Origin of the sequence: Roseibium sp. (assembly GCF_965229775.1) — a bacterium.
Classification (GTDB): Bacteria; Pseudomonadota; Alphaproteobacteria; order Rhizobiales; family Stappiaceae; genus Roseibium.
On record NZ_OZ245929.1, the window covers coordinates 960,117 to 986,098 of the forward strand.

Genomic DNA, 25,982 nt, shown 5'->3' on the forward strand with positions numbered 1-25,982 from the left:
TCGCTTGTCAGGCGGAAATCCCGTGTGATTTCAACGCGTCAGTGATTTCATCCAGAATCGCCGGATCGTCGATCGTCGCCGGCATCTTGTAGCTTTCACCATCGGCAATCTGACGCATCGTCCCCCGCAGGATCTTGCCCGACCGCGTCTTCGGCAGCCGCTCCACCGTGATGGCGATCTTGAAGGCCGCGACCGGCCCGATCTTTTCGCGTACCAGTTTGACGAGTTCACGCTCGATATCGGCATGATCACGGTCGACGCCCGATTTCAGCACCACGAACCCGCAGGGCAGCTGCCCTTTCAGCTTGTCCGCAATCCCGATGACGGCGCATTCGGCAACATCGGGATGCGTTGCCAGAACCTCTTCCATGCCGCCGGTGGACAGGCGGTGTCCGGCGACGTTGATGATGTCGTCGGTCCGCGCCATGATCGAGAGGTATCCGTCCTCGTCGATGATGCCGGCATCCGACGTCTTGTAGTAGCCGGGGAACTCGGCAAGGTAGGCATCGAAGAATCGTTGATCCGCGTTCCACAGGGTCGGCAGAACACTCGGTGGCAGCGGCAGTTTCACCACGATGTTGCCCAGCGTGTTCGCCCCCAGCGGATGTCCGGCATCGTCAAGCACCTGGACGTCGTAGCCCGGCATCGGCACCGTCGGAGACCCAGGTTTGACCGGCAACTGGCCGAGGCCGAGCGGATTGCCGACGATGCACCACCCGGTTTCGGTCTGCCACCAGTGGTCGATCACCGGCACCTGCAGCTGATCGATCGCCCAGTTGACCGTTTCAGGGTCGGCACGCTCGCCCGCGAGGAACAGCGACCGGTATTGAGACAGATCATACTTCTTGATCAGCTCGCCTTCGGGGTCCTCCTTGCGGATCGCCCGGAAGGCCGTTGGTGCCGTGAACAGCGACACGACATTGTGTTCCGATATGACGCGCCAGAAGACACCGGCGTCCGGCGTGCCGACCGGCTTGCCTTCGAACAGCACCGTCGTGCAGCCGTGCAGCAGCGGTGCGTAGCAGATATACGAATGGCCGACGACCCAGCCCACATCCGATGCCGCCCAGAACACCTCACCCGGCTGGATGTCGTAGAGATTGCTCATCGACCATTTCAGGGCGACCATGTGCCCGCCATTGTCCCGGACAACCCCTTTCGGCTGCCCGGTCGTGCCGGACGTGTAGAGAATGTAAAGCGGGTCCGTCGCCTTGACGGGCACCGGAGCGACCGTCCGTCCCGCCGCCCTGGCCTCGTCCATGAGGCGTCCGAGATCGTGATCCCGGCCTTCCGTCATCTCCGCGGCCAGTTCCTCGCGCTGGAACACGAAACAGGAGTCCGGCTTGTGCGCGGACAATTCGATCGCCTGGTCGACAAGCGGTTTGTAGGCAATCACGCGCCCGGGCTCAATGCCGCAGGAGGCCGCGATGATCGCCTTGGGAGAAGCGTCATCGATCCGGGTCGCCAGTTCGTTGGCCGCAAATCCTCCGAAGACGACGGAGTGAATGACGCCAAGACGCGCGCAGGCGAGCATCGCCATCACCGCCTGCGGGATCATGGGCATGTAGATGATCGCCCGGTCGCCCTTTGTCAGTCCCTTGTCGGCGAGAACGGCCGCAAAGGCCTCGACCTCGTCGAGCAGTTCCTCAAACGTGTAGGTCGCCTTTTTGCCGGTAATCGGGCTGTCGTAGATCAGCGCGGGCTGGCCGGGGCGGCCGCGCTCCACGTGCCGGTCGAGGCAGTTGTAACAGGTGTTGCACTCCCAGTCCGGGTACCATCGGCCGTATTGTCCCTGGTCCGGATCGAAGACCGTGTCCGTCGTGGAAATCCAGTCGATTTCGGCGGCCGCAGACTTCCAGAAACCCTCCGGATCGTCTTTCCAGCCCTGGTAGACCTCGTGATACCGGCTTGCCATGTCAAATCCTCCCGAACAGCCGCCTCGGCAATTTGTGACTACACTGCTGTAAGACAATGCGGAAATGCAAGTGGCCTGGCGTAAGCAATTAGGTGGTCGGGTCTTTACGTAATCTCTCTGGCGTGCTTGTTTCCGCCCTCCTGCCCAGCACCCGAGACAGCTTTCCGTCCCATGTCACCGATTACCGATCCCTGGTTCTATTTCGCCGCTTTTCCGGCCGTCATTCTCGTCGGTCTTTCCAAGGGCGGCTTCGGCGGCACGCTGGCCATGCTGGCGGTTCCGATCCTGACCCTGGCGATTTCCCCCATTCAGGCGGCCGGGATCATGTTGCCGATCCTCCTCCTGATGGATGTCGTTGCGCTGCTCGCCTATCGCGGACGTGCGGACTGGACCTGCCTTGCCATCATGCTGCCTGCCGCCGTCGTCGGCATCGTCATCGGCTGGGCGGCGGCGGCCTGGGTCAACGACAATTTCATCACCCTTCTGGTGGGCGTGACCTCACTCGCCTTCGTTGCGGATTATGTTTTCAAACGGCGCAAGCAGGAAACCGCAAGCGGACACAAACCTGCATGGGGTTTCTTCTGGGGCGGTGTTGCCGGGTTCACCAGCTTCATCAGTCATACAGGCGGGCCGCCCTATCAGATGTACACCGTACCGCTCAGAATGCCGAAGCTGCTGTTCGCCGGCACGGCCGTCATCTTCTTTGCCGCGGTCAACGCCATCAAGGTCGTCCCGTATTTCCTGCTCGGTCAGTTCGACACCACGAACCTTGCCACGTCGGCGGTGCTCATGCCGCTTGCCCTTGTCGCAACCCTTGCCGGCGTGCGGCTGATCAGGATCATCAATGCGGAAACCTTCTACAAGCTCATCTACGTCTTCATGGGCCTGATCGGCACCAAGCTGACCTATGACGGTCTCACCAACCTGCTTTCCTAGCCCGCACCAAATTCACACGGGAGATTGCGCAGACCGGCATTTCCGGATTTGATAGTCAAAACAGGGCAATAGCTGGGAGGATAGTTATGGATGCCGGCCTCAGCCCCTTCGAACAGGGGCTCGACAAGAACACTGCAAACTTCGCTGCGCTGTCTCCGCTCAGCTTTCTGGCGCGTGCGGCCGACGTCTTTCCGGAAAAGATCGCCATCGTTCACGGCGCCCAGCGCACCGATTACCGGACCTTCTACCGCCGCTCCCGTCAGCTTGCCTCGGCCTTGTCGGGACTTGGCATCGGCAAGAACGACACGGTCAGCGTGATGCTTTCCAACGTGCCGCCGATGCTCGAAGCCCACTATGGCGTGCCGATGACCGGGGCGGTGCTGCACTCCATGAACACCCGTCTGGATGCCGCCATCATTGCCTTTCAGCTCGACCATGCCGACTGCAAGGTCCTGATCACGGACCGCGAATATGCCCCTGTCGTGAAGGAGGCCCTGTCGATTGCCGCGGTCGAACCGGTGGTCATCGACTATTCCGATCCGGAATTCCCGCAGGACGGCGAGCGCCTGGGCACGACCGACTATGAAGAGTTCGTGCAGTCTGGAGATCCCGCGTTCGACTGGTCGTTGCCGGACGACGAATGGGATGCGATCACGCTCAACTACACGTCGGGGACGACCGGAAACCCCAAGGGCGTCGTCTACCACCACCGCGGCGCCTACCTGCTCGCGCAGGCCAACGTGATCACCGCATCCATGGCAAAGCACCCGGTCTATCTGTGGACCCTGCCGATGTTTCACTGCAACGGCTGGTGTTTTCCCTGGTCGATCTCCATCGTCGCCGGAACGCATGTCTGCCTCCGCTGGGTGCGCCCGCAGTCCATGTGGGACCTGATCGCCGATGAGAATGTCACCCACCTGTGCGGCGCGCCGATCATCATGTCCACGCTCCTGAATGCAACACCGGACCAGAAACGCGAGTTGGAGCGTGAGGTCGAGTTCTTCACCGCGGCTGCCCCGCCGCCCGAAAGCGTGCTTGCGGCCATGAAAACGGCCGGCTTTAACGTCACCCACCTTTACGGTCTGACCGAGGTCTACGGTCCCGCCGTCGTCAATGACTGGAAATCGGACTGGGACGTCCTGCCGCTGGAACAGCAGGCCCAGAAAAAGGCACGCCAGGGGGTCCGCTATGTCGCGCTGGAGGACCTGAAGGTGCTCGACCCTGAGACGCTTGCCCCGGTCCCGGCTGACGGCGCCACCCTCGGCGAGGTCATGTTCCGCGGCAATGTCGTCATGAAAGGCTACCTGAAGAACCCGGACGCAACCGCGAGCGCCTTTGAAGGCGGCTGGTTTCATTCCGGCGATCTCGGCGTCATGCACCCGGACGGCTATATCCAGCTCAAGGACCGGTCCAAGGACATCATCATTTCGGGCGGTGAGAACATCTCCTCGATCGAGGTGGAAGATGTGCTTTACAAGCACCCGGATGTCCAGGCGGCGGCGGTGGTCGCCCGGCCCGACGAGAAATGGGGGGAAACACCATGCGCCTTCGTCGAGCTCGCCGGCGGCTCGACGGTCACGGAAGCGGACTTGATCGCCTTTTGCCGGGAACACATGGCCAGTTTCAAGGCGCCCAAAACGGTGGTCTTTTGCGAGTTGCCGAAGACTTCGACCGGCAAGATCCAGAAGTTTGCCCTGCGCGAGCAGGCGAAACAGCTGTGAGATAAAACAAAATCGCCGCACATTGTGCGGCGATCCAAACCTTCCTCAAACAGTTATAAACTGTCTAGTGAAGCGTCTTGTCATGCCTTATTCGCTCAATCTCGTCCTTGATCTTGAGCTTTTGTCGTTTCATGTCGGCCAATTCCAGTGAGTCTGTACTCGGGTGCATCAGAGCGTCTTCGATTTTGCGCTTCATTTCCGCGTGACGGCGCTCAAGTTCTTCGAGATGCGACTGCATTGACATGGATAAACCTCCTGTCTGTTGGCTCAACATTACCATCGTGCCACATGAAATCTCGCCTTGTCGATTGCAGAATCCGCATATCTGATCCATTTCGCCGACAAAATATGCATTCGTGCATCTATCCTTAGAAAACCCTAAAGAACGCCCGTCGATTAACTGTCTAAAATCGCACGATAATCGCGCCTGTTTACTTCGCCGGCTGAGGAAATCACGCTGTGAACAATTATTGGACAATTGTGGAGCCATCCCGCCTCGCATCGTGGCCATCGGCAGGTTGGCGGGCGCGAAAGATGCTATCTTGCCCGCGACGGGCAAAATGGACTAGGACTTGATTCCTGGGCGTTGGGGAACAGAGGGCCAAATGGACACGGATGCATTGCGAATGGAGCTTGCGCAGCTTCGTCAGGAACACAGGGACCTTGACGTCGCCGTGGAGGCGCTTGCGGCAACATCAAACCATGACGTCCTGCAGCTGCAGCGCCTCAAGAAGAAGAAACTGCTGATCAAGGATCGTATCTCCGCACTCGAGGATCAGCTTTTCCCGGACATCATTGCATAAGCCTTGCGAGGGGTGGATCAGCCCGGTTGAACCGGTCGCCGGCGTTTTTGTTGGCATCCGCGCCTTTCCGGGGTTGCGATGCTGGCCGCTCTGCCTATACTCCGCGCCTTTCTGAGCCCCGGGCATGTGGAGCAAGCAATGGCAAATGCGGATGTCGCGATCATTATGGGAAGCCAGTCGGACTGGCCGACGATGAAACACGCGGCCGAAACGCTCGACCAGCTCGGCGTCAGCTACGAAGCCCGGATCGTCTCGGCGCACCGCACGCCTCAGCGCATGTATGATTTCGCCACGGGCGCAAAGGCGGAAGGCTTCAAGGTGATCATTGCCGGGGCCGGCGGCGCAGCGCATCTTCCCGGTATGACGGCCGCGCTGACCCCGCTGCCCGTGTTCGGCGTTCCCGTCGAGAGCCGCACCCTGTCCGGTGAGGACAGCCTGCTGTCGATCGTGCAGATGCCCGGCGGCATTCCGGTCGGTACCCTCGCCATCGGCAAGGCCGGGGCTACGAATGCCGGGCTGCTTGCCGCCGCCGTGCTCGCCCTCGGCGACCCTGCAATCGAGGCGGCACTTGACGCCTATCGCACCGAACGCACGGCGGACGTCGCCGAGTTTCCGGCAGACGACATCTGAAACCAGAAAACGCGAGACTTCGAAGATGAGCGACAAACGGCTAGGCCCGGGCGACACCGTCGGCATACTTGGCGGAGGCCAGCTCGGCCGCATGCTTGCTCAGTCTGCGGCCAGTCTCGGACTGAAGACCCACATTTACTGCCCTGACCCGCACAGCCCCGCCTTCGACGTGAGCGCCACCTTCACCATTGCGCCCTACGAGGACATCGATGCGCTCAACCGGTTTGCGGATGCCGTTTCGGTCGTCACCTACGAATTCGAGAACGTGCCCGGACCGACCGCCGCGCATCTGGATGCGAGGGTTCCGGTGCGCCCCGGTGCGCGCGCGCTGGAAGTGTCCCAGGACCGTCTCTTTGAAAAACGGTTCCTGTCGGAGACCGGCATCGCGATCGCCGGTTTCGCGGATATCGGTTCACAATCGGACCTGGACAGCGCCCTGAAGGAGTTCGGCGGCAAGGGCGTTCTGAAAACCCGGCGCTTCGGCTATGACGGCAAGGGCCAGCTGATGATCCGGGAACCGGGCGATGCGGAGGGTGCATTTGACAGGATCGGTGCCGTACCCGCTGTCCTTGAGGCGCTGATCCCTTTCGAATGCGAGGTCTCCGTCATTGTCGCCCGTGATCTTGACGGCGCATCCCGCAGCTTCGACATTGCACGCAATCACCATGAAAACCATATTCTCAAGACCTCCACGGTGCCCGCCGGCGTGTCGGCCCGGACCGCGGAGACAGCCCGTCAGATGGCCGAAAAGATTGTCCACGGGCTGGATTATGTCGGTGTCATGGGCGTCGAGATGTTTCTTGTCCGGGACGAGACCGGCGAAAAGCTTCTCGTCAACGAAGTCGCGCCGCGGGTTCACAATTCCGGCCACTGGACGCAGGACGCCTGCCTGACATCGCAGTTCGACCAGCATATCCGTGCCGTCGCGGGCTGGCCGCTCGGCTCTGCGGAACGGCATTCGGACGCCGTCATGGAAAACCTGATCGGCTTCGAAGCCGACACCTGGACGGACGTCCTGAAGGACCCCGGTGCCCGGCTTCATCTTTACGGCAAGTCCGAAACCCGTGCAGGCCGCAAGATGGGGCACGTCAACCGGATCACACCGAAATCGGACTGATCCTAGGGTCAGGACCCATTAATTTGGATGAATTGGTAGGGATGAATTTGTTCGGATACGAGGCGCAAAGCTGCAGGAAACCGTCCGGTTTTCAAGGGTTTGCAACGACGTTGCCGGGCAAATTCACCCTATCCCTACGGGACGCAAAACCGGCTTCGATCTGCTTCGTCAAACCGCTCAACCGGGCAGGAAGCCCGCTTGTCGCGCTTTTCCTTGCTGCTCATTGCCGTTTGCTGCGCCAATTCAACCAAATTAATGAGTCCTGACCCTAGATCCTGACCAGACCCAGCTCTTCCCGGCGCGCAAAGCGGTAGTTTGCCAGCAGCGCAACACTTGCCAGGCCTCCGGCAAGTCCGAGCCAGACGCCGACGCCGCCCCAGCCGGCCAGGAAGCCGAGCCCGAGGGACAGGCTGATGCCGACGACCCAGTAGCCGAACAGCGCATAAAGCAAGGGTATTGCCGTGTCCCCCAGACCGCGCAGATTGTTCACGCCGATGATCTGCCCGCCGTCGGCAAGCTGGAACAGCGCCGCGACCAGCAGGAAGGAAACGCCGTAGGCAAGAACCTCCAGCGCTTCCGGATCTGAAAAATCGAGATAGAGCCCGATCAATGTCTCGGGGATCGTCCAGAAGACAATCGCAAAGCACACCATGAAGAACGTGGTGACCCAGAGCGATGTCCACCCGGCCCGTCCTATACCCGCCCGGTCACCGCGGCCGGCCGCTAGGCTGACACGCGTCATCGCTGCCATGGAGAGCCCGACGGGCACCATGAACGTGATCGATGCGATCTGAAGCGCGATGCCGTGCGCGGCCAGCGGCACGGTGCCCAGCCAGCCGATCATGATGGCCGAGGCCGTGAACAGCGACCCTTCCGCCACGATCGTCAGCCCGATCGGCGTACCAAGCCGGAGGATCTGGAAAAAGACCGGCCAGTCGGAGCGCCAGATGCGGCCGAGAAGATTGTACCGGCGCAGTTTCGGATGCAGCAGTGCATAGCCGAGCAGGAACAGGAACGTGGTCGTTGCACTGAGAACGGACGCGAAACCCGCGCCGACAAGTTCCAGCCTCGGAAATCCGAGATGTCCGAAGATGAGCAGGTAATCCAGGATGGCGTTGGCAACCGCGCCGGCTATCGTTGCCCAAAGCACGACCTGGGTGCGCTCCATGACGGTCAGGAACCCCCGGATGGCCATGATCAGCAGCGCCGGCAGCATGGTCCATTGCAGAACCTGCATGTAGATGCCCGCAAGCCGTGCCAGTTCCGGCTCCTGGCCGAGCAACAAAAGGATCGATTCGGTGAAGAACAGGATGATCCAGACCGGCATACAGAAAATCACGGAGATCCAGAACCCCATGCGGACCGCGCGCCGCAAGTCACGGGGCCGCCGCTGACCGCGCGCTCGCGCCGCAAGCGGAATGACCGCCTGGAGGATACCCATGCCGAAGAACCACAGGAGCATGTAGAAATTGAACGCCAGCACGGAGGCGGCAAGCTCCACGGCTCCGAGGCGGCTGATCATCAGGACGTCGGTGGTGTTGATGGCGATCTGCGCCAATTGCGCACCGGCAAGCGGCATGCCGAGCGAAAGCGTCGGCAGGATATCGCTCTGCCACAACGACTTCGACTGCGCTGGAACAGGTTCCCGTGACGCGGGATGCGCCATTGTTTCCTCCAACAAACGGGGCGTTGAACCGCCTTCTTGAACGAGGCATTTGGGTTCTGGTGAGAAAATCACCTCTAGGGTCAGGACTCATTAATTTGGTTGAATTGGCGCAGCAAACGGCAATGAGCTGCAAGGAAAAGCGCGACAAGCGGGCTTCCTGCCCGGTTGAGCGGTTTGACGGTGCAGATCGAAGCCGTTTTTGCGTCCCGTAGGGATAGGGTGAATTTGCCCGGCAACGTCTTTGCAAATCTTTGGAAACCGGACGGTTTCCTGCAGCTTTGCGCCTCGTATCCGAACAAATTCATCCTTACCAATTCATCCAAATAAATGGGGCCTGACCCTAGTCTTCAATCGCTCTTGTGTCCATCTTTCTTCTGGTCCGGCACATGGTGCAGGGTCTGATTTCGCCCGGATTATTTGCGAATGGCTGTGGACAGGTGGTGCCTCCTCTGGTATGTACCGCCCTCATGTGAGCGACGCGTCAGCGGCGATTAAGTCTCTGTACACAAGTGAATGCATGGCAGCCTGGTGCTGCATCGGCACGTCACGCTGTGAGTTCGGGACGATCGATTGAAGGGCTGGCAAGGCGTCTTTAATCAAGGTTTTAATTTGCCTGCGGGTCTGTCGCAGGGCATCGAGAACAGGAAAAAACGCGTGCAGGTTTTGGTTCGCGACAACAATGTCGATCAGGCGCTCAAGGCGCTGAAGAAAAAGATGCAGCGCGAAGGCATCTTCCGTGAAATGAAACTTCGCGGCCACTTCGAAAAGCCGTCCGAGAAAAAAGCCCGTGAGAAGGCCGAAGCCGTGCGCCGCGCGCGCAAGCTGGCCCGCAAGCGTGCACAGCGTGAAGGTCTGCTTCCGGGCAAGTCCGCTCGCCGCTAGTCGCGGCTCGAGTGCACCCGGCTGAAAGGCCTCTTCTCTTTTGCAGATTTGCCGTAAGGCCGACCGGGTTCACGGTCGGCCTTACGGCGTTTTACAAAGAATTTGCCGGACGGAAACACCGTAGGGCAACGGCAGCCACATTCCCGCCCTATTGGAGGTCGATGAACGGCATGTCCGAACGCTTGAATGTCAGAGAGCATATGTGCCGCATGCGCAACTTCCTGCCACACGCGACCCTGTTCGCCTTTGCAACGCTCCTGGCCGCGTGTAACACCGCCGGCGTTTATGATGACGTGCCAGTCAACAAGTCGGCCGGATCTTCGACCAACATTGCCTCGCTGACGGCCGTGATCGAATCGAACCCCTCGGACGCAACGGCCTACAGCACACGTGGCATCGCCTACGGCCAGGCCGGCAAACTCGACCAGGCGATCGAGGATTTCAACCGCGCCCTGCAGCTCAATCCCCAGTCCTACCAGACCTATGCCAACAGGGCGCTCGTCTATCGCCGCCAGGGCAAGAACGACCTGGCCGTTTCGGACTATACGCGCGCCATCAATATCAAGCCCGACTATGACGTCGCCTATGTCGGCCGCGGCAACATCTATCGCCAGCAGGGCAACTACAACGCTGCGCTCGCCGACTTCAATTCCGTGATCGCCCGCGACAGCAGTGACGCCCGCGCCTTCTACAACCGGGGCCTGATCTACCAGGCTCAGAAGCAGGACAGTCTTGCCATCGAGGACTTCGCCACGGCCATCGGCCTGAACCCGAAGGCAAGCGCACCCTATATCGCCCGGGGCATTTCCTATCTCGCGGTGAACGACCCGAATGCAGCGTTCGAAGACCTGTCCATGGCCGTAAATCTCGACCGGGAATCAGCGATTGCCTGGGCAAATCGCGGTCTCGCGCTGGAACTTCTCGGCAAGCCCAAGGACGCCCGCCGCAACTATTCGCGCGCCATGTCGCTGGACAACTCCAACAAGATCGCCCGCGAGGGCCTTGGCCGCGTCGGCCAGGGCTGAAGCTACCCGTCCCCTCCGGACAACCCGCCTGATCCAGATCAACGCGACGACGTGACTTCACGCTATCATTGAGACCTGCCTGCAGCCGTTCTGAAACCGACAGGAGGTCTCATGAAAACCATCCTGATACTCGACGGTCACCCTGATCCCGACGACGGCCATCTGTGTCACGCGCTCGCGCACGCTTATGCCGCCGGTGCGGAACGCGCGGGGCACCGCTTGAAACTCGTCCGCATCGCGGATCTCGACTTTCCCCTTCTGCGCAAACCGTCGGATTTTACCGATGAACCGAGCCCCGAGGCCGTCAGGCCAGCGCGCGACGCTCTTCTGGACGCAGATCATCTCGTGCTGATCTATCCGCTCTGGCTCGGAACGCTGCCGGCTTACACCAAGGGATTTCTGGAACAGCTTCTTCACTACGACACCGCGTTCGAACGCTCTGCGGACGACCGCTGGCCAAAGGGCAAGATGCGCGGAAAATCAGCACGGATCATCCTGACCGCAGGCATGCCGGCCCTCGCCTACAGGCTCTGGTACGGCGCGCACAGCCTGAAGAGCCTGAAGCGGAACATCCTCGGTTTCGTCGGGTTCAAGCCGGTCAGATCAACGGTGTTCGGCATGGTCGAACACGCCGAACCGGCACAGGTCGGCCGCTGGCTGCGGACGATGGAAACGCTGGGGGAAAAAGCGATCTAGAACGGACACCGTGAGCGGAACGTGACCCGTTCGCCGCCGCTTGGATGATGAAGCTCAAGGCTCTCCGCATGAAGCGACAGGCGGCCCGATGCCGCCAGCGCATCACCTTCGGCATAAAACCGGTCGCCGAGGATCGGATGTCCCAGCGCCAGCATATGCACCCGCAATTGATGCGAACGGCCGGTATGGGGAAAGAGCCTGACGCGTGTCGTCTCTTCGGTCCGGCCGATGACCTCCCACCTCGTCAATGCCGCCTTGCCGTTGTCGAAGCACACCATCTGTTTCGGGCGGTTGGGCCAGTCACAAATCAGCGGCAGGTCAACCTCGCCGGTGTCTGCGTCCAGGCGGCCCCAGACGTCGGCAATGTAGGTCTTGCGGGTCTTGCGGCGCTCGAACTGCAGGCCGAGGTGGCGCTGCGCGGCAGGGTTCATCGCAAGCACCATGACGCCGGACGTATCCATGTCGAGGCGGTGCACGATGCGGGAGTTGGCGTGAACCCCGCGGGACCGGCTCTCCACGCAGTCTCCGTGTTCGGGTGCCTTGCCCGGCACGCTCAAGAGGCCGCTCGGCTTGTCGATGACCAGAAGGTCTGCATCCGAATGGATCACCGGCAGGAAGGGCTCCATCGGTGGATCGTAATCGAAAGACTGAGGCACCGCGGTCGTCATCGCCAGTTTTCCGCGCCATTCCGGACAAACGAAAGGCGCAGTTCCGGACCGCGCCTTTGCACATAGACGGGCGCTGGAACGCCCTGATTTCGGAGCCGGATCAGACCGTCAGGATCGCCAGGATGATCGTGAGCACGGTCACCGCGGTCGGCGGGATCCAGCCGGAATCGCCAAGGGCAAGACCGATGGCGGAAGCGACCATGGTGGCAATCAGCATCAGCCATCCGAACACGACGGCAGTGGTACCGCCAAAGCCGAACAGGATAAGGCAGATGACGATGTTGATGACGGCGATGGTGCCGACTTTGGAAAAGTTGATGAAGCCTTCGTAAGTCCGCTCGTGAGCGTCATAGTCCATCGCGGGCGCTTTTTCGTCAGACATTCAGATCCCCAGGAAAAACAACAGTTGGATGACTTCATACAATAAAGACTTCGGGGTCCGCAATGTCGGCAAACACATAATCCGACAGGTTTGACGCGACTTTTTGGCCTAGGCAGGACAAACAGGGTTGCCGGGAGCCGATTTTACCCTGGCGCCCCGGTCAGGCCGCGTTCGAAGTCCCCGCAAGGCCGGCACCGCGGAGCACATCATCCTGGCGCTGCCGGACCTTGGCCGCCTCGAAGCCCTCGATCTGCTCGTTGAACAGCTGGAAGAAATTCAGCTGGGCGCGCAGATGCAGGAAAACACCGCCAAGCCCGATGGCTGCGCGATCCATGAAGACAAATTCCTGCGGCACGGTGACCGGACCAAGCTGCTTCAACGCGGAATGCACCTTGAAGGCTTCTTTCCGGCCGTATTCGGCGGCGGAAACACCGTCCGCGATCGAACGCACGCGGTCGCTAAGCAGCGGGCCGTAGATGAACCGCGCCCAGATATTGAGAACCTCGACGACTTCCTTCTTGAGGTTCTTGAACCCCCAGCGCTCATAGGCCGAAACGACCCGGTCATTGTCTTCCTCCAGCAGCCCGAGATAAAGATTGACCACGCCTTCGACGAAGGATTCCGGGAACACCCGGATACAGCCATAGTCGAGCAGGTTGATCCCGGCCGGACGGCCCTCCTGTTCGAACACGGTGTAGTTTCCAAGGTGCGGGTCGCCATGAATGACGCCATAGTGGCTGAAAGGGTGCCACCAGGCATGGAACATGGTTTTTGCCAGGTGATTGCGGTCTTCCTGGTCATGTTCCTTGTAGTCCAGGAGCGGTTTGCCGGTGAGCCAGCCCATGGTCAGGAGCCGGCGCGTTGACAATTCGTCGACGACCGAGGGAACGCGGATCTGTTCGGTGTCGGACAGGATCTCCTGATACATCGCGATATGCGCTGCTTCGCGCGCATAGTCGAGTTCCTCGCGCACCCTGGCGCTGATTTCCTTCGCGATTTCGCGCGTATCGATCGCCGGGCTCATGCGCCTGTGCAGCGAGAACAGCATCTGCAGCTGCGAAAGATCGGCTTCGACGGCCGACGCCATGTCCGGGTACTGGAGCTTGCAGGCCAGGACGCGCCCGTCGTGAGCGGTGGCCCTGTGCACCTGTCCGAGCGAGGCCGCCGCCGCCGGCTCACGGCCGAATTCGGCAAACCGGCCCTGCCAGTCCGCACCGAGTTCCGCGCGCATCCGGCGCTTGACGAACGCCCATCCCATCGGCGGAGCACTCGCCTGCAGCTTTGCGAGTTCGGTGGTGTATTCGGGCGGCAGGGCATCGGGAATGGTGGAGAGAAGCTGTGCCACCTTCATCAGCGGCCCCTTGAGCCCGCCCAGCGCTTCGGCAAGCTCCGCCGCGTTCTTGGCGTTGTCGAGATTCATCCCGAAGAACCGGGCCCCGGCGAACTTGGCGGCAATGCCGCTCATGTTCGTGCCGACCTTGGCATAACGCCCCATGCGGGCGGTGAACCGGTTGCTCTCGCGATCTTTTGACTGTGCCATTCGGCAAGCTACTCCCTGCGCTGATCCTGTTTGCGCCATCCGGCCGGAAATCAATAGTCCAACACATATGATCTACGGCATGGAAATCCAGCTGGACCAGTCGACAAAACGCCGCTTTCGAAACTTACATCCGCTCAAGCGCTGCGGCAATTTCATCCCGGGCGCGGGTCATTCCCTTGTAGTCGAGCTGGTCTTCCGACAGATCCATCAGTTGCGCGCGCAGGTCGGACGCGATGTGTTTCCGGTCGTCCTGCTCTGCCAGCTTCGCCAGCGGATCGTGATGGATCCGGATCGTGAAGAGGATATCTCCGCTGCCGGCAAGCCTGCGCAGTGTCTGCCGTTCCACTCTCAGAAACAGCCTGGCGAACGTTTCTTGCGTGACAACGGAGGGAATGCGCTCCGGCATCGGGTGATGCAGGTTGCTGTCGGGATAGATCGACCAGTTGAACCGGCACACCAGCTGATCCGTCGTCAGGTTCTGAAACAGCCGCTCCACGACCTGCCCCATGCGCGCACCGTTGAAGTCCGGCACCCCCTCGTGGATCCCGGACATGGACCGGCCGATTTTTTCCGAAAGCCGCCACGATGACGGGAAACACACCGACGCTGCGACAAGCCGGTAGCCGTCCGGTCCCTTGCGCATGACCACAAGGTCTTCCTGCACCAGCCTGGACGCGGTCAGCAGGGCATCATCACCATCCAGCGCGATCCTCCGACCGGTGCCGGTGATCGCCGCCGTGCCCGTCTTGAAAGAATGCGTTTGACCGTGAAACCGTTTCAGGTTGTCCGTGACGAGGTCCAGCACTTCACGCTGAACGTCGAGCGTGTTCGCCTCGGCACGGAAAACGGCGGCAAGGTCCTTCGAAAAAAGGCGTTCCTTTTCCGCCAGATGCGCGGCAAGGAACGGGTCCGGCTCCAGCCAGGTCTCTTCGCCGATCGGTTTCAGTCCGACGGTGAAGGGCCGCGTCGATCCGTCATAGGGACGATGCCGGAACGGTGGCTCGTTGGGAACTGGCATCGGCGCGCGATCCGTTTACCTCATGCCGTGTCCAGCTCTTCGAGCTCATCGATGATCCGTTCGATGACGGAAAGGCCCTTCTTCCAGAAATCTGGGTCCGTGGCGCTCAGGCCGAACGGCGCCAGCAGCTCCGAATGATGCTTCGTGCCGCCGGCCTTCAAAAGTTCGAAATACTTCTCCTGGAATCCGGTTTCGGCATCTTCATAGACCGCAAAGAGCGAGTTCACGAGGCAGTCGCCGAACGCGTAGGCATAGACATAGAACGGCGAGTGGATGAAATGCGGAATGTAGGTCCAGAACGTTTCGTATCCCTCGTTCAGCTTGATCGCGGGTCCGAGGCTTTCACCCTGAACCGACATCCAAAGCTCGCCAATCTTCTCGGCGGTCAGTTCTCCGTTGCGCCGCTCCGTGTGGACCTTGCGCTCGAAGCTGTAGAATGCGATCTGCCTGACCACCGTGTTGATCATGTCTTCGGCCTTGGACGCCAGCATGATCTTGCGGGTCTGCGGATTGTCCGCCTTCGCCAGAAGCGACTTGAATGTCAGCATTTCGCCGAAAACGCTGGCGGTCTCCGCAAGCGTCAGGGGGGTGGGTGCCATCAGCGGACCGTTGTGACCGGCCAGAACCTGGTGGACGCCGTGCCCGAGTTCGTGGGCGAGCGTCATCACGTCACGGATCTTGCCCTGGTAGTTGACCAGCACATAGGGATGCGCACTCGGCACCGTGGGATGGGCAAAGGCGCCCGGTGCCTTTCCTGACCGGGCCGGCGCGTCGATCCAGCCCTTGTCGAAGAAGCGGCCCGCAATTTCGGACATCTGGGGCGAAAAGGCGTCATAGGCGGACAGCACCGTCTGCCGCGCTTCGTCCCAGGGGATCACCCGCGTGTCCGCGTCCGGAAGCGGTGCGTTCCGGTCCCAGCTGTTCAGCTGGTCCGTTCCGAGCCAGCCCGCCTTTAGCTTGTAATACCGGTGAGAAAGCCGCGGATAGGCATCGCGGACGGCGGCCACGAGCGCGTCGACAACGTCGCGCTCGACCCGGTTGGCCAGGTGTCTGCTGTCGGCAATGTCCTTGAAGTTCCGCCAGCGGTCGGAAATTTCCTTGTCCTTCGCCAGCGTGTTGGTGATCAGTGCGAAGGTTCTCAGGTTCTCCGAAAAGGTCTCGTTGAGCGCCTGAAAGGCGTCGCGGCGCTTGTCCGCCGACGGGTCGACCAGAAGATTGAGCGTCGGTTCGATCGCAAGCTTGTCGCCGTCGACGTTGAAGGTGAGCGCAGCCATCGTCTCGTCGAACAGCCGGTTCCAGGCATTGCTTCCCGTGACCGACTTTTCGTGAAACAGCTGTTCGACACGATCTTCCAGCTGATACGGCTTGCCCTTGCGCAGATCCTCGACCCAGGGCCGGTAATGCCCGAGCTGGCTGTCCTCCAGCGCCGCATCCATAACCGCGTCATCGACGGTATTCAGCTCAAGACCGAAAAACAGCAGGTGGGAACTGGCTGTCGTGATCTGCTCCTGCACATCGCCGTAAAACTTCTGCGCCGCAGGGTCGATGGTGTTGCCGGCATAGAGCAGACCCGCGAACGAAATCAGCCGCCCCATGAGGTCTTCCAGGTCCTCATAGGCGCGGATTGCGGTCACGAGGGCCGCAACATTATCCTTCGCCAGCTCCGAAAGCCGGCCCTTGTAGGACGCTTCGAACGTTTTCGCGCGTTCCAGGCTTTCTTTCAGGTCGCGCTCGATCTCGGGGGCATCCATTGCGGCATAGAGATCGGTCAGATCCCACTCCGGCAGGGCACCGAGCTCTGCGGATCCGGCGGACTGAGGAGCGTGGACGGGGTGCGGAAGAGGCATATTCAACTCCGGTGAGACCCTGCCCGAACGGGCAGCAGGCGTGTGTTTTCCGATATGTAGGACGGTCGGCCGCCGCCGTGCAATTCGGAAATCCGAAAATTCTCGCTTGTCGGGGACGATTTATTTACCCGATTGCGACCACAATGGATCGAAACGAGACAATTTCAAGTGAACTGATCCGGCCCATGCAAGCATCCAGTGGTAAAATTCTCATTGTCGACGACGACCCGATTCAGCGCCGGCTTCTCGAAGAAGCGGTGAAGAAATTCGGCTATCGCTCGAAAACGGCGGAAAACGGCGTCGAGGCGATGCAGATCATGAATGGTCCGGAGGCCAGCGAGGTCGACCTCATTATTCTGGACATGGTCATGCCGGAACTGGATGGCATGGGTGTTCTGGAGCAGCTGCGCAGCAACAAGAATGCGACGCCGGTGATCGTTCAGACCGGCCATGGCGGCATCGACACCGTGGTCAGCGTCATGAATGCCGGCGCGCAGGATTTTGTCGTCAAGCCGGTTGCGCCCGAACGGCTCAATGTCTCGATCCGCAACCTTCTGAAGACGTCCGCCCTCGAGGATGAAATCACCCGGTTCCGGAAACAGGCGTCCGGCACGCTGACCTTTGCGGACATCATCACGCACTCGGCGGCGATGGAACGTGTGATCAGCCTGGGCAAGCGTGCGGCCGCCTCCAACATTCCGATCCTGATCGAAGGCGAGAGCGGCGTCGGCAAAGAGATGATCGCCAGCGCGATCCAGGGATCCAGCGACCGCAGGTCTAAACCGCTCATCGCCGTCAATTGCGGCGCCATTGCCGAAAATCTCGTGGAATCCATCCTGTTCGGACACGAAAAGGGGGCGTTTACCGGCGCCGTCGACAAGCATATCGGCAAGTTCCAGGAAGCCCATGGCGGAACGCTGTTCCTCGACGAGGTCGGCGAATTGCCGCAGGATGTTCAGGTCAAGCTGCTCCGCGCCCTGCAAGAGAACGAAATCGATCCGATTGGCGCCCGCCGGCCGGTCAAGGTGGATTTCCGCCTGATTTCGGCGACCAACCGCCGCCTGATCGATCAGGTCAAGGAAGGCGTTTTCCGCGAGGATCTTTACTACCGGCTCAACGTTTTTCCGATCTGGATCCCGCCGCTGCGCGACCGGCGCGAGGACATCCCCGCGCTGACCCGTCATTTCCTGGCGCGCTTCGCCGCCGAGGAAGGAAAACCGCATGTCGCCGGTGTCAGAAGCGATACCGTCGCGATGCTCCAGGACTATCATTGGCCCGGCAACATCCGCCAGCTGGAGAACGCGGTGTTCAGGGCTGTCGTCCTGTGCGACGGCGCCCAGCTGACGATCAACGATTTCCCGCAGGTTGCCGCTGCCGTCGACCAGCCAGTGACGGAACCTGTTCCGCCGCTGCAGTCGAAGAGCATCAACAGCGAACCCGCCACCGCCCAGGCCGCCGCAGGTGCGAGCGCGGACACGCCGTCGCCCGAGTCTGCCGGCGGATCGGCCTCGCCGGCCGGATTTGAGTTTGCCGCCCCCTTCGGCTTCATGCGCAATCTCGACAAGGAGGGCCACGTCAGAAAGCTTGCCGACATCGAGGAAGAGTTGATTCGTGCCGCCATAAACCACTATTCCGGCCGCATGACCGAAGTGGCCAAACGTCTCGGAATCGGCCGGTCCACACTTTATCGCAAGCTCAAGGAATACGGTCTGGAAGACGACGACAAGAATGCCGCGGCCTGAATCGCGTCAAGATTCAGGCGACATCTGTTAAATGGACGATTTTTTGACGCATTCTGCCCTTATCCAGCCCTCATGCAGGGTTTTTCCGGTTTGCGGGGACCTCGTTGCATTTATGCTACGATTTCCCGGCAAGCGAATTTAGGGTAAAAACTTCTTAACTTGCAGCGGTTAGAGTTTGGCTCCTGCTGGGGAGCAAGGGATGGGCGTGAGCCCTCGAAAAACGGCGAGATAGAGATTGCGTAACCGATTTTTTGATTTCGGCGCCGTCGATTGGCTGACGCGAGCAGCGAGGGTTGCAGTGGCATGCGTGATCACGCTTGCCTGCATCACGACGATCGCGCATGCGCAGACCCGCACGCTGAAGCTTTACAACACCCATACAAAAGAGCGTGTCTCGATCACGTTCAAGAAAAACGGCCGATACATTCCGGGCGGCCTGCGCGAGGTCAATCGCTTCCTGCGTGACTGGCGCCGCAATGAGATCACCAAGATCGATCCTGAACTTCTCGACCTGATCTGGGAGGTTTACCGCGAGGTCCGCGCCCGGGATTACATCTACGTTGTTTCCAGCTACCGCTCGCCGGCGACCAACAACATGCTGCGCAAGCGCTCCAGGGGTGTGGCCAAGAACAGCCAGCACACGCTCGGCAAGGCGATGGACTTCTATATTCCCGGTGTCAATCTCGCCAAGCTGCGCGCAGCCGGACTGCGCAAACAGGTCGGCGGCGTCGGCTACTATCCGCGCTCCGGATCTCCGTTCGTGCATATGGACACCGGCCGGGTCCGCCACTGGCCGAAGATGAGCCGGTCCCAGCTGGCGAAGGTGTTCCCGAACGGCAAGACGCTTCACATTCCCTCGGACGGCAAGCCGATGAAGGGCTACAAGCTGGCGCTCGCCGAATCCAAATCCGGAAAACGCAGGTCGATCACCAAGCCGACCATTGTCGCCTCCGGCAGGAACGCAAGTTCCAACACTTCCAGTTCCGGCCTGAACACGCGGGATCAGAACCTGACCGCGCCCGGCAAACCGATCCAGACGGCGTCCACGAGCGAAAGACCGGCGTCTTCGGAAAGCAGCGGTGGCAGCCTCTTCGCAGGCCTGTTCCGGGGCGGCTCCAGAGATGAAGATCAGGCGAACCGGGGCGGCACGACCAGCAACCGGACGGCCGCCGCGCGCGTATCCCCGGTTCTCAAAAACCCGCCGATCCCGGCTCCCAAGTTCAGGGCAACACCTCCTGTAGACGCGGCTCCGGAAGTCTTGCTTGCAAGCGCCTCGCCCGGCGCCAAACCGGCCCCGGCCGGACCGGTACCGCCGCAAGCCATCGGCACCGCGCCCGCTCCCAACACGCTCGATGCCCAGCGTTTCGCGCTTGAAAGCGGGCAGACGGTGGCCGCCAACGAAGCGATCGACTCCCGGTTCCAGGTCGCAGCGCTGCCCGGTCAAAAGCCGGATAACGGCCTGAGCGAAGCCGCGAAGATCGCTGCGGCGCAACTCGGCATCGACGAAACGTCCGCGACGTCCGCGGCACCTGAGACCGACGATCCCGTTGCCGCGATCGCTGCTGCCACGGGGACCGCCGCACCGTTCCCCGCACCTGCACCGCGTCCGGAGGCGACACTGGCCTATGCATCGGCGACGGCAACGCCGCCTGTCCTGAACAGATCGCTGCGCACGAACGCCGCGTCGCAGCGGCAGGCCGCCCCCGCCCAGCTTGAGGCGGCACCGGCCGGCAATGCGCCAGCGACCGCCCAGCCGTCACTCTCGGGCCGCATTCCGCGCGATCAGATCATCGACCCGATGGCCGGCTTCGCAAGCTTGCCGGACAAGTCCGAACCGGTTCTGCTGTCGGGAGCAGGAACCACACGCCATCAGAAATTCGCACTGCTCAGCCACCCGAACCAGCGCCAGCTCAAGAACGTGATGATGCCGGGCAACCGCTTCGTCTCGGCGAGCTTCGAGGACGCGCCCTACGGCGCACTGAGAACCGACCGGTTTGACGGTCCGGCGATCGTGGTATTGCCGGTTCGTTACGCACGATAACCGGCTTCAAAACAAAGGCACGAAACAAAAAAGAGCGGTCACTGACCGCTCTTTTCTTTTTGTCGCGAAATCCGCCGACCGGTAAAGGCTCAGCTCTCCGGGGCAGCCGGCCCGGCCATACCGAGCGCGTGCATGTAAAGGTCTAGAACGGCCTCTTCCTCTTCACGCTCATGCGGCTGCTTCTTGCGCAGCGACACCACCTTGCGCAGGATCTTCACGTCGTAGCCGTTGCCCTTGGCTTCGGCATACACATCCTTGATGTCGTCGGCGATGACTTTCTTTTCTTCTTCCAAACGCTCGATGCGTTCAACAAAGGCGCGCAGCTGATCTGCTGCGACTCCACCCGGATCGGACATGAATTCTGGTCTCCTTTTTCATTCTTCTTGATGGCTCGACAGCCTGTTCCGGGCGAAAGCTGCCCGCCCGGATATTTGACAGAAGGGGTCACCGGTCTTGCGTGCCGCTTGAGGTCACGCGAAGGCCGGAAGTTCAATGTGAGGGTTTGTTCTTGTCGAATGCCGCTTGCTGTTCAGCCGTGGCTTCGGTCTGGTACTTGTCCTTCCACTCGCCGTACGGCATGCCGTAGACGATTTCGCGCGCATCCGCCTTCTCCAGCGAAATGCCCTTTTCCTGCGCTGCGTCCTGGTACCAGTTGGACAGGCAATTCCGGCAGAACCCGGCGAGGTTCATCATGTCGATGTTCTGAACATCGGTCCGGTTCCGCAAGTGATCGACGAGGCGCCGGAAAACCGCAGCCTCCAATTCCTGTTTCGTTTGATCATCCATCGCAACGGGTTCCTTCACTGTTGCTGTCTGCCTGTCAATGCGTGTCGGTACGCGAATTGAAATGCCGGATCTCCCTGCACGCACCAAGGCTCGCAATGTCGCGCAGGATCGGCGCCAGCCGTCCGGCCCATTCCATCTGACCGGCCTGGTCGGTGATCAGGTCCTGCCTCAGCTCCAAAAGAACATGAGCCAGCCCGCGACTGGTGCCATGCCGGTACATCGTATCGTTCTTGAGTGCGCCGTCATAAGGCTCGTTGTCGCCGATGACAAGATCGTCCTGGGCTCTCAGACCGCTCAGCACGGGCTCGACCGCGCGAGCGTCAAGGTCCCACAGTACGGTCGCGTGCCAGGGCCTGGGCACACCGCGCCAGATCGGCGTGAAGCTGTGGATCGACACGATGACGGGCGGTGCAGCAACACCGATCATCGCATCCAGCGTCTGGTCGATCAGATCGTGATAGGGCTTGTGGAACTGTTCGATACGGAACCTGCGCTCGGCCTCGTCGACACGGGCATTGCCCGGCACGACTGCGCCGTCGGACAGGCGCATGATCAGCGTCGGGTCGTCTTCTCCCCTGTTGGGATCGATCAGCAGCCGGGAGAAGGTCGAAAGACAGGCTGGTGCACACAGTTGCTTTGCAAGTTCAAGCGTGACGGCGCGGGCACCGATATCGTAGCCGATGTGACGCTCGAACTGCTCTGTCGCAACGCCGAGATTTCCGTAGCCGGGCGGCACGGTGTTGCGGGCATGGTCGCACAGGAGCAGGAGTCCGGACTTCGGGTCGCCGGCCACATATTCGGTCGGCCGAAAAATCTCACTCGCTATCGCTGCTGTCTGTGTCATGTCTCGCTACGTGGAAATTTGGTGAGCGCGGAATGCGGTCGCCGACAGCTTTACGTCAAACCGTGAGAAGAACCAAGTCGGAATCCGCAAAAACCGGAAAGTCGTGCCGTCCCCGCACGGAGTCCGCTGGATGTGAAGTGATCTCTGGAAAACTCTGTGAATTCATGGCGCTTTGTCCCGCCAAACCGGTTTTGTATACGCTTTATTGACGGCTAACATCTATCAGCGGGAAAACCGCCATGTTCCCGCCCCATTTCTGGCCACATAGGTGTCCTTATCGTTCCGGCGGGCAGATTTTATTGAACGGTTTCTGTAAACACGGTTGGGTGGGTGCCTGCACATTAACCTGTTAACGACGTTGACAAGACCCTGTTGTCGACGCAAAAAGCGAATGTCAGTAAAGCAGCAAAGTGAACGACTGCATATGTATGAGGTTGGGGAACGACACCAAGGATGGTCTCGGGCGCGCATCAACGCGCCTTTGAGGGCAGTCGTGGTCGCTGTCTTTACACTGCTGTTTTTCTCAATATCCAGTAACGGCGCATATGCCGATCTGCGGCTCTGCAACAAGACGGACAGTCAGGTTGGCGTGGCCATCGGCTACAAGGACAAGAGCGACTGGGTTACCGAGGGCTGGTGGAACCTCGCCTCGAATTCGTGCGAGACGTTGGTTCCGGGCGCCCTGGTGTCACGATACTATTACATCTACGCAGTTGATTACGATCAGTTCGGCGAATGGGGCGGACGTGCATTCATGTGCACCCGCGAGAAGGAATTCACCATCCGCGGCATCGAAGACTGTGTGGCCCGTGGCTTTGAGCGGACAGGCTTTTTTGAAATCGACACGGGTGAACAAAGCAGCTGGACGGTCCAGTTGACAGAACCCGTGCAACAAGGGACAGGTGGGCGATGAGGCGAAACCGGCGAGTGAAAATTCTAGCTACTCTCGGACCCTCTTCCTCAGAACAAGACATCATTGAAAACCTGTATCGCTCTGGAGCGGATGTGTTCCGCATCAACATGAGCCATACAAACCATGATCGTTTGGCACAGCTCGTTGAGCGAATCCGTTCTGCTGAAGAAAAGATTGGGAGACCGATCGGCATTCTGGCCGATCTTCAGGGTCCGAAACTGCGTGTGGGCACGTTCTCGGACGGCCCCGTTATGCTTGAAAACGGGGCGACATTCACGCTGGATGCAGACACGTCCGGCGGAGATATCAATAGGGTGCATCTTCCGCACCCGGAAATCCTGGAAGCTCTGGAACCCGGCCACCGGCTCCTGCTGGACGACGGCAAGATCCAGCTGACGGTGAAAGAGGCAAGCGCGACCAAAGCGGTAACCGAGGTCGTCGTCGGCGGAAAGCTCTCCGACCGCAAGGGTGTGAGTGTTCCCGATTCCGAGATCGCGACAAGCGCGATGACGGAAAAGGACCACAAGGACCTGATTGCCGCACTTGACCAGAAGGTCGACTGGGTCGCGCTCTCCTTCGTGCAGCGCCCTGACGATCTTGCCGAAGTCCGCAAGATCACGCGCGGGCGCGCAGGTGTTCTGGCCAAGATCGAGAAGCCGCAGGCCATCGGCCGTCTGGACGAGATCATCGAACTGTCCGACGCCATCATGGTGGCGCGCGGCGATCTCGGCGTCGAGATGCCGCTGGAACAGGTGCCCGGCCTGCAGAAGCGGATCACGCGCGCCTGCAGACGCGCCGGCAAGCCGGTCGTCATCGCCACGCAGATGCTTGAATCCATGATTTCCTCGCCGGTACCGACCCGCGCCGAAGTCTCGGATGTCGCAACAGCGGTGTTCGAGGGTGCGGATGCGGTGATGCTGTCGGCGGAATCGGCCGCCGGCGACTTCCCCGTCGAAGCCGTCTCGACGATGGACAAGATCGCCCACCAGGTCGAACAGGACAACAACTACCGCACGATCATCGACGCCCAGCGCGCGGAACCGGAAGCAACCGGTGCGGACGCGATATCCGCAGCAGCCAGGCAGATCGCGGAAACGCTCAACCTCGCCGCCGTCGTCTGCTACACGACATCGGGCGCCACCGGCTTGCGCGCGTCGCGTGAACGGCCGTCCTCTCCGGTGATCGTTCTGTCTCCCGTTCTGGCGACGGCACGCCGCCTGTCGCTTGGCTGGGGCCTTCACTGCGTTGTCAGTGAAGATGCGTCCAACGAAGAGGACATGATCGATCGGGCCTGCCGCATTTCCTATTCCGAGGGTTTCGCGAAACCGGGCCAGCGGGTCATCGTGACCGCGGGTGTCCCCTTCGGCACGCCCGGATCCACGAACATGCTGCGGATTGCCTTCGTCGGCAACGACGGCCAGGGCGGCATTTGACGGTCTAATCGGTTGAAACGGCATCGGGCGGTAATACCAACGGTCATAGATAGAAACCGATTTCATGGCATCAAACCGGTCCACTCGGTCAGGCGTGGTGCGCAGCGCGATGCCGGCGCATCGGGCAAGCGCCACAACGCAGCCGATGGCCGGTTTCATGCCACCGGAGGCCGGGTTCTTTTGCCCCAATGCCGCGTTGCGATTTGCTTGAAGTGCCGGCACTGCCGCGCAAACCGCGCCTTGCCTTGTGGCAAAACAATCCCGGTGAAATGGGTTTCTATCTATGACCGTTGGTATAAGTGCCGCCTGATCAGGCGATGTTGACCGGCCGGCCCGCACCGTCGCCGTCCGTCTCGACCGCGTCCGCGTCTTCAACCCGCCGCACCAGCTGCGACAGTGCCTTGGCGATCTCTTCCGTGTGCGTGTGATGGGGCATGTGACCGGCCTCGTCCAGCATGAGCAACTGTGCGTTCGGCAAATCCCGCAGGAGCCCCTCGCAGTGGATCGATGGCCAGACCACCGTATCGTGCGTCCCGCTGACCACGAGCGCGGGCTGCTGCAGCTTGGCATATGACCGGGACTGACGGATGATTTCCGGTTTCAGAAAGGCAATCTGGCGCGCGTTGGCGCGGAACGAGGCCGGTCTGAACAGAAGCGGCAACCTTATCCCGTCGGCATAGTCCTGCGGCGCGGGGTCGGGAAGAAACACGTTCGTCATGGCGCGCGGCGCAAGCAGACCGCCGACGGGAAGTGTCAGTGTCCAGCAGAAAAGCGCACCGATCACGGGCATGGCGGCAACAGTGTAGTACCAGTTCACTCCACCGGGCCACGCATGGCTGACTGGGGCGAGAAACGCCAGGCCCTTGACCCTTTCGGGCGCCGCAAGACCAAGCGCCGCCGTCACGGCGCTGCCGAGAGAATGCCCCACGACGACAGCGGTCTCGATCTCCAGCGCCTCCAGCAGACCGGCAATCGCTTCGGCCTGTCCGGCGGGCAGGTCAGAGCCCGGAGACCCGCAGCTTGAAAAGCCAAGACCTGGCCTGTCGATGAACAGAAGCGAATGCCGGCCCTCCAGCGCGTCCAGGAACGCCATCTTCATGTCATAGGCGTTGCCGCTTGCTCCGTGCAGAAACACGAGCACGGGCGCACGCTTGCCCTTCTCGGGCACGCTGAGGAGGTGATAGTGGAGTTTGACGCTGCCCGCCTCGAAAACGCTGCCATCGGGCTGGTAGCTCTGCCTGATTTGCCGAACCTGAACCAGGGTATACAGGAGCACCGCCAGGACCGGTGCACCGATGAAAAGAAAACCAATCAGAACCATAGCGCGAACATAGCTTTCGCGCCGGACGGTTCAAGGGCCGCCACGCAAGGATCGGG

The 25,982-nt window shown here is 60.8% G+C and carries 25 protein-coding genes; 13 read left to right on the plus strand and 12 right to left on the minus strand.

Features of this window, described 5'->3' with window-relative positions; translation table 11 throughout:
- Positions 1–7: 7 nt before the first annotated feature.
- Positions 8–1,915, minus strand: a complete 1,908-nt coding sequence (locus ACO07N_RS04175) for a propionyl-CoA synthetase (RefSeq protein WP_421979818.1) — start codon at positions 1,913–1,915, stop codon at positions 8–10.
- 171 nt (positions 1,916–2,086) lie between these two features.
- Here ACO07N_RS04175 and ACO07N_RS04180 point away from each other — a divergent pair, with 171 nt between their 5' ends.
- Positions 2,087–2,851 carry a sulfite exporter TauE/SafE family protein gene (locus ACO07N_RS04180; RefSeq protein ID WP_421979819.1) on the plus strand — a complete coding sequence of 255 codons (765 nt, stop codon included), beginning with the start codon at positions 2,087–2,089 and terminating at the stop codon, positions 2,849–2,851.
- Between the two features lie 86 nt (positions 2,852–2,937).
- Positions 2,938–4,572, plus strand: a complete 1,635-nt coding sequence (locus tag ACO07N_RS04185) for an acyl-CoA synthetase (protein WP_421979820.1) — start codon at positions 2,938–2,940, stop codon at positions 4,570–4,572.
- 64 nt (positions 4,573–4,636) lie between these two features.
- Here ACO07N_RS04185 and ACO07N_RS04190 read toward each other — a convergent pair whose 3' ends face one another.
- On the minus strand, positions 4,637–4,816 hold the full coding sequence (locus ACO07N_RS04190; protein ID WP_306144297.1) for a YdcH family protein: 180 nt from the start codon (positions 4,814–4,816) through the stop codon (positions 4,637–4,639).
- A 361-nt stretch (positions 4,817–5,177) separates the two neighbouring features.
- Between ACO07N_RS04190 and ACO07N_RS04195 the strand changes: the two genes are divergently transcribed.
- The 4 genes from ACO07N_RS04195 (at position 5,178) to ACO07N_RS04210 (ending at position 7,388) form a co-directional block, all read left to right on the plus strand.
- Positions 5,178–5,375, plus strand: coding sequence for a YdcH family protein (locus tag ACO07N_RS04195; protein WP_306144298.1), 198 nt, complete (start codon positions 5,178–5,180; stop codon positions 5,373–5,375).
- 138 nt (positions 5,376–5,513) lie between these two features.
- Positions 5,514–6,005 (plus strand): 5-(carboxyamino)imidazole ribonucleotide mutase, encoded by a 492-nt coding sequence (gene purE, locus ACO07N_RS04200; RefSeq protein ID WP_421979821.1) that lies wholly within the window; start codon positions 5,514–5,516, stop codon positions 6,003–6,005.
- A gap of 25 nt (positions 6,006–6,030) precedes the next feature.
- Complete coding sequence (locus ACO07N_RS04205; protein ID WP_421979822.1) at positions 6,031–7,122, plus strand: 5-(carboxyamino)imidazole ribonucleotide synthase; 1,092 nt, start codon at positions 6,031–6,033, stop codon at positions 7,120–7,122.
- Positions 7,123–7,145: 23 nt separating this feature from the next.
- A complete protein-coding gene (locus tag ACO07N_RS04210; RefSeq protein WP_421979823.1) occupies positions 7,146–7,388 on the plus strand; it encodes a hypothetical protein in 243 nt (80 codons plus the stop codon).
- 2 nt (positions 7,389–7,390) lie between these two features.
- Here the strand turns inward: ACO07N_RS04210 and ACO07N_RS04215 are convergent, their stop codons facing one another.
- Positions 7,391–8,788 carry an MATE family efflux transporter gene (locus tag ACO07N_RS04215; RefSeq protein WP_421979824.1) on the minus strand — a complete coding sequence of 466 codons (1,398 nt, stop codon included), beginning with the start codon at positions 8,786–8,788 and terminating at the stop codon, positions 7,391–7,393.
- A 654-nt stretch (positions 8,789–9,442) separates the two neighbouring features.
- On the opposite strand from ACO07N_RS04215, the gene rpsU reads away from it, so the two are divergent.
- The 3 genes from rpsU (at position 9,443) to ACO07N_RS04230 (ending at position 11,391) form a co-directional block, all read left to right on the plus strand.
- Positions 9,443–9,670 (plus strand): 30S ribosomal protein S21, encoded by a 228-nt coding sequence (rpsU, locus tag ACO07N_RS04220; RefSeq protein ID WP_306144344.1) that lies wholly within the window; start codon positions 9,443–9,445, stop codon positions 9,668–9,670.
- Positions 9,671–9,840: 170 nt separating this feature from the next.
- Positions 9,841–10,695 carry a tetratricopeptide repeat protein gene (locus tag ACO07N_RS04225; RefSeq protein ID WP_421979825.1) on the plus strand — a complete coding sequence of 285 codons (855 nt, stop codon included), beginning with the start codon at positions 9,841–9,843 and terminating at the stop codon, positions 10,693–10,695.
- 111 nt (positions 10,696–10,806) lie between these two features.
- Positions 10,807–11,391 (plus strand): NAD(P)H-dependent oxidoreductase, encoded by a 585-nt coding sequence (locus tag ACO07N_RS04230; RefSeq protein ID WP_421979826.1) that lies wholly within the window; start codon positions 10,807–10,809, stop codon positions 11,389–11,391.
- Here the strand turns inward: ACO07N_RS04230 and ACO07N_RS04235 are convergent.
- The 5 genes from ACO07N_RS04235 to ACO07N_RS04255 form a co-directional block, all read right to left on the minus strand.
- The gene (locus tag ACO07N_RS04235) at positions 11,388–12,059 is read right to left on the minus strand and encodes a pseudouridine synthase (protein WP_421979827.1); all 672 of its coding nucleotides are present in this window, start codon (positions 12,057–12,059) and stop codon (positions 11,388–11,390) included. The two genes, ACO07N_RS04230 and ACO07N_RS04235, sit on opposite strands and share 4 nt — an antisense overlap.
- A gap of 100 nt (positions 12,060–12,159) precedes the next feature.
- Entirely contained in the window at positions 12,160–12,441 is a 282-nt protein-coding gene (locus ACO07N_RS04240) for an aa3-type cytochrome c oxidase subunit IV (protein ID WP_421979828.1), read from the minus strand.
- Positions 12,442–12,601: 160 nt separating this feature from the next.
- Positions 12,602–13,981, minus strand: coding sequence for an ABC1 kinase family protein (locus ACO07N_RS04245; protein ID WP_421979829.1), 1,380 nt, complete (start codon positions 13,979–13,981; stop codon positions 12,602–12,604).
- A gap of 124 nt (positions 13,982–14,105) precedes the next feature.
- Positions 14,106–14,999 carry a heme-dependent oxidative N-demethylase family protein gene (locus tag ACO07N_RS04250; protein WP_421979830.1) on the minus strand — a complete coding sequence of 298 codons (894 nt, stop codon included), beginning with the start codon at positions 14,997–14,999 and terminating at the stop codon, positions 14,106–14,108.
- Between the two features lie 20 nt (positions 15,000–15,019).
- Entirely contained in the window at positions 15,020–16,846 is a 1,827-nt protein-coding gene (locus ACO07N_RS04255) for a M3 family oligoendopeptidase (RefSeq protein WP_421979831.1), read from the minus strand.
- A gap of 185 nt (positions 16,847–17,031) precedes the next feature.
- Here ACO07N_RS04255 and ACO07N_RS04260 point away from each other — a divergent pair, with 185 nt between their 5' ends.
- Both ACO07N_RS04260 and ACO07N_RS04265 read left to right on the plus strand, forming a co-directional pair.
- A complete protein-coding gene (locus tag ACO07N_RS04260; RefSeq protein ID WP_421979832.1) occupies positions 17,032–18,588 on the plus strand; it encodes a sigma-54-dependent transcriptional regulator in 1,557 nt (518 codons plus the stop codon).
- A gap of 298 nt (positions 18,589–18,886) precedes the next feature.
- A complete protein-coding gene (locus ACO07N_RS04265) occupies positions 18,887–20,629 on the plus strand; it encodes a DUF882 domain-containing protein (RefSeq protein ID WP_421979833.1) in 1,743 nt (580 codons plus the stop codon).
- 89 nt (positions 20,630–20,718) lie between these two features.
- Here ACO07N_RS04265 and ACO07N_RS04270 read toward each other — a convergent pair whose 3' ends face one another.
- From ACO07N_RS04270 to ACO07N_RS04280, 3 genes are all read right to left on the minus strand, one after another.
- Positions 20,719–20,985 carry a DUF2312 domain-containing protein gene (locus tag ACO07N_RS04270; RefSeq protein WP_319384172.1) on the minus strand — a complete coding sequence of 89 codons (267 nt, stop codon included), beginning with the start codon at positions 20,983–20,985 and terminating at the stop codon, positions 20,719–20,721.
- A 133-nt stretch (positions 20,986–21,118) separates the two neighbouring features.
- Positions 21,119–21,415, minus strand: a complete 297-nt coding sequence (locus ACO07N_RS04275) for a DUF1244 domain-containing protein (protein WP_421979834.1) — start codon at positions 21,413–21,415, stop codon at positions 21,119–21,121.
- A gap of 34 nt (positions 21,416–21,449) precedes the next feature.
- Positions 21,450–22,259, minus strand: a complete 810-nt coding sequence (locus ACO07N_RS04280; RefSeq protein WP_421979835.1) for an N-formylglutamate amidohydrolase — start codon at positions 22,257–22,259, stop codon at positions 21,450–21,452.
- Positions 22,260–22,752: 493 nt separating this feature from the next.
- Here ACO07N_RS04280 and ACO07N_RS04285 point away from each other — a divergent pair, with 493 nt between their 5' ends.
- Both ACO07N_RS04285 and pyk read left to right on the plus strand, forming a co-directional pair.
- A complete protein-coding gene (locus tag ACO07N_RS04285; RefSeq protein WP_421979836.1) occupies positions 22,753–23,172 on the plus strand; it encodes a DUF1036 domain-containing protein in 420 nt (139 codons plus the stop codon).
- Positions 23,169–24,605: a pyruvate kinase gene (gene pyk, locus ACO07N_RS04290; protein ID WP_421979837.1), complete on the plus strand. Its 1,437-nt coding sequence runs from the start codon at positions 23,169–23,171 to the stop codon at positions 24,603–24,605. The genes ACO07N_RS04285 and pyk overlap by 4 nt, the downstream gene beginning before the upstream one ends.
- A gap of 310 nt (positions 24,606–24,915) precedes the next feature.
- Here the strand turns inward: pyk and ACO07N_RS04295 are convergent, their stop codons facing one another.
- Positions 24,916–25,926, minus strand: coding sequence for an alpha/beta fold hydrolase (locus tag ACO07N_RS04295; protein ID WP_421979838.1), 1,011 nt, complete (start codon positions 25,924–25,926; stop codon positions 24,916–24,918).
- Between the last annotated feature and the right edge of the window lie 56 nt (positions 25,927–25,982).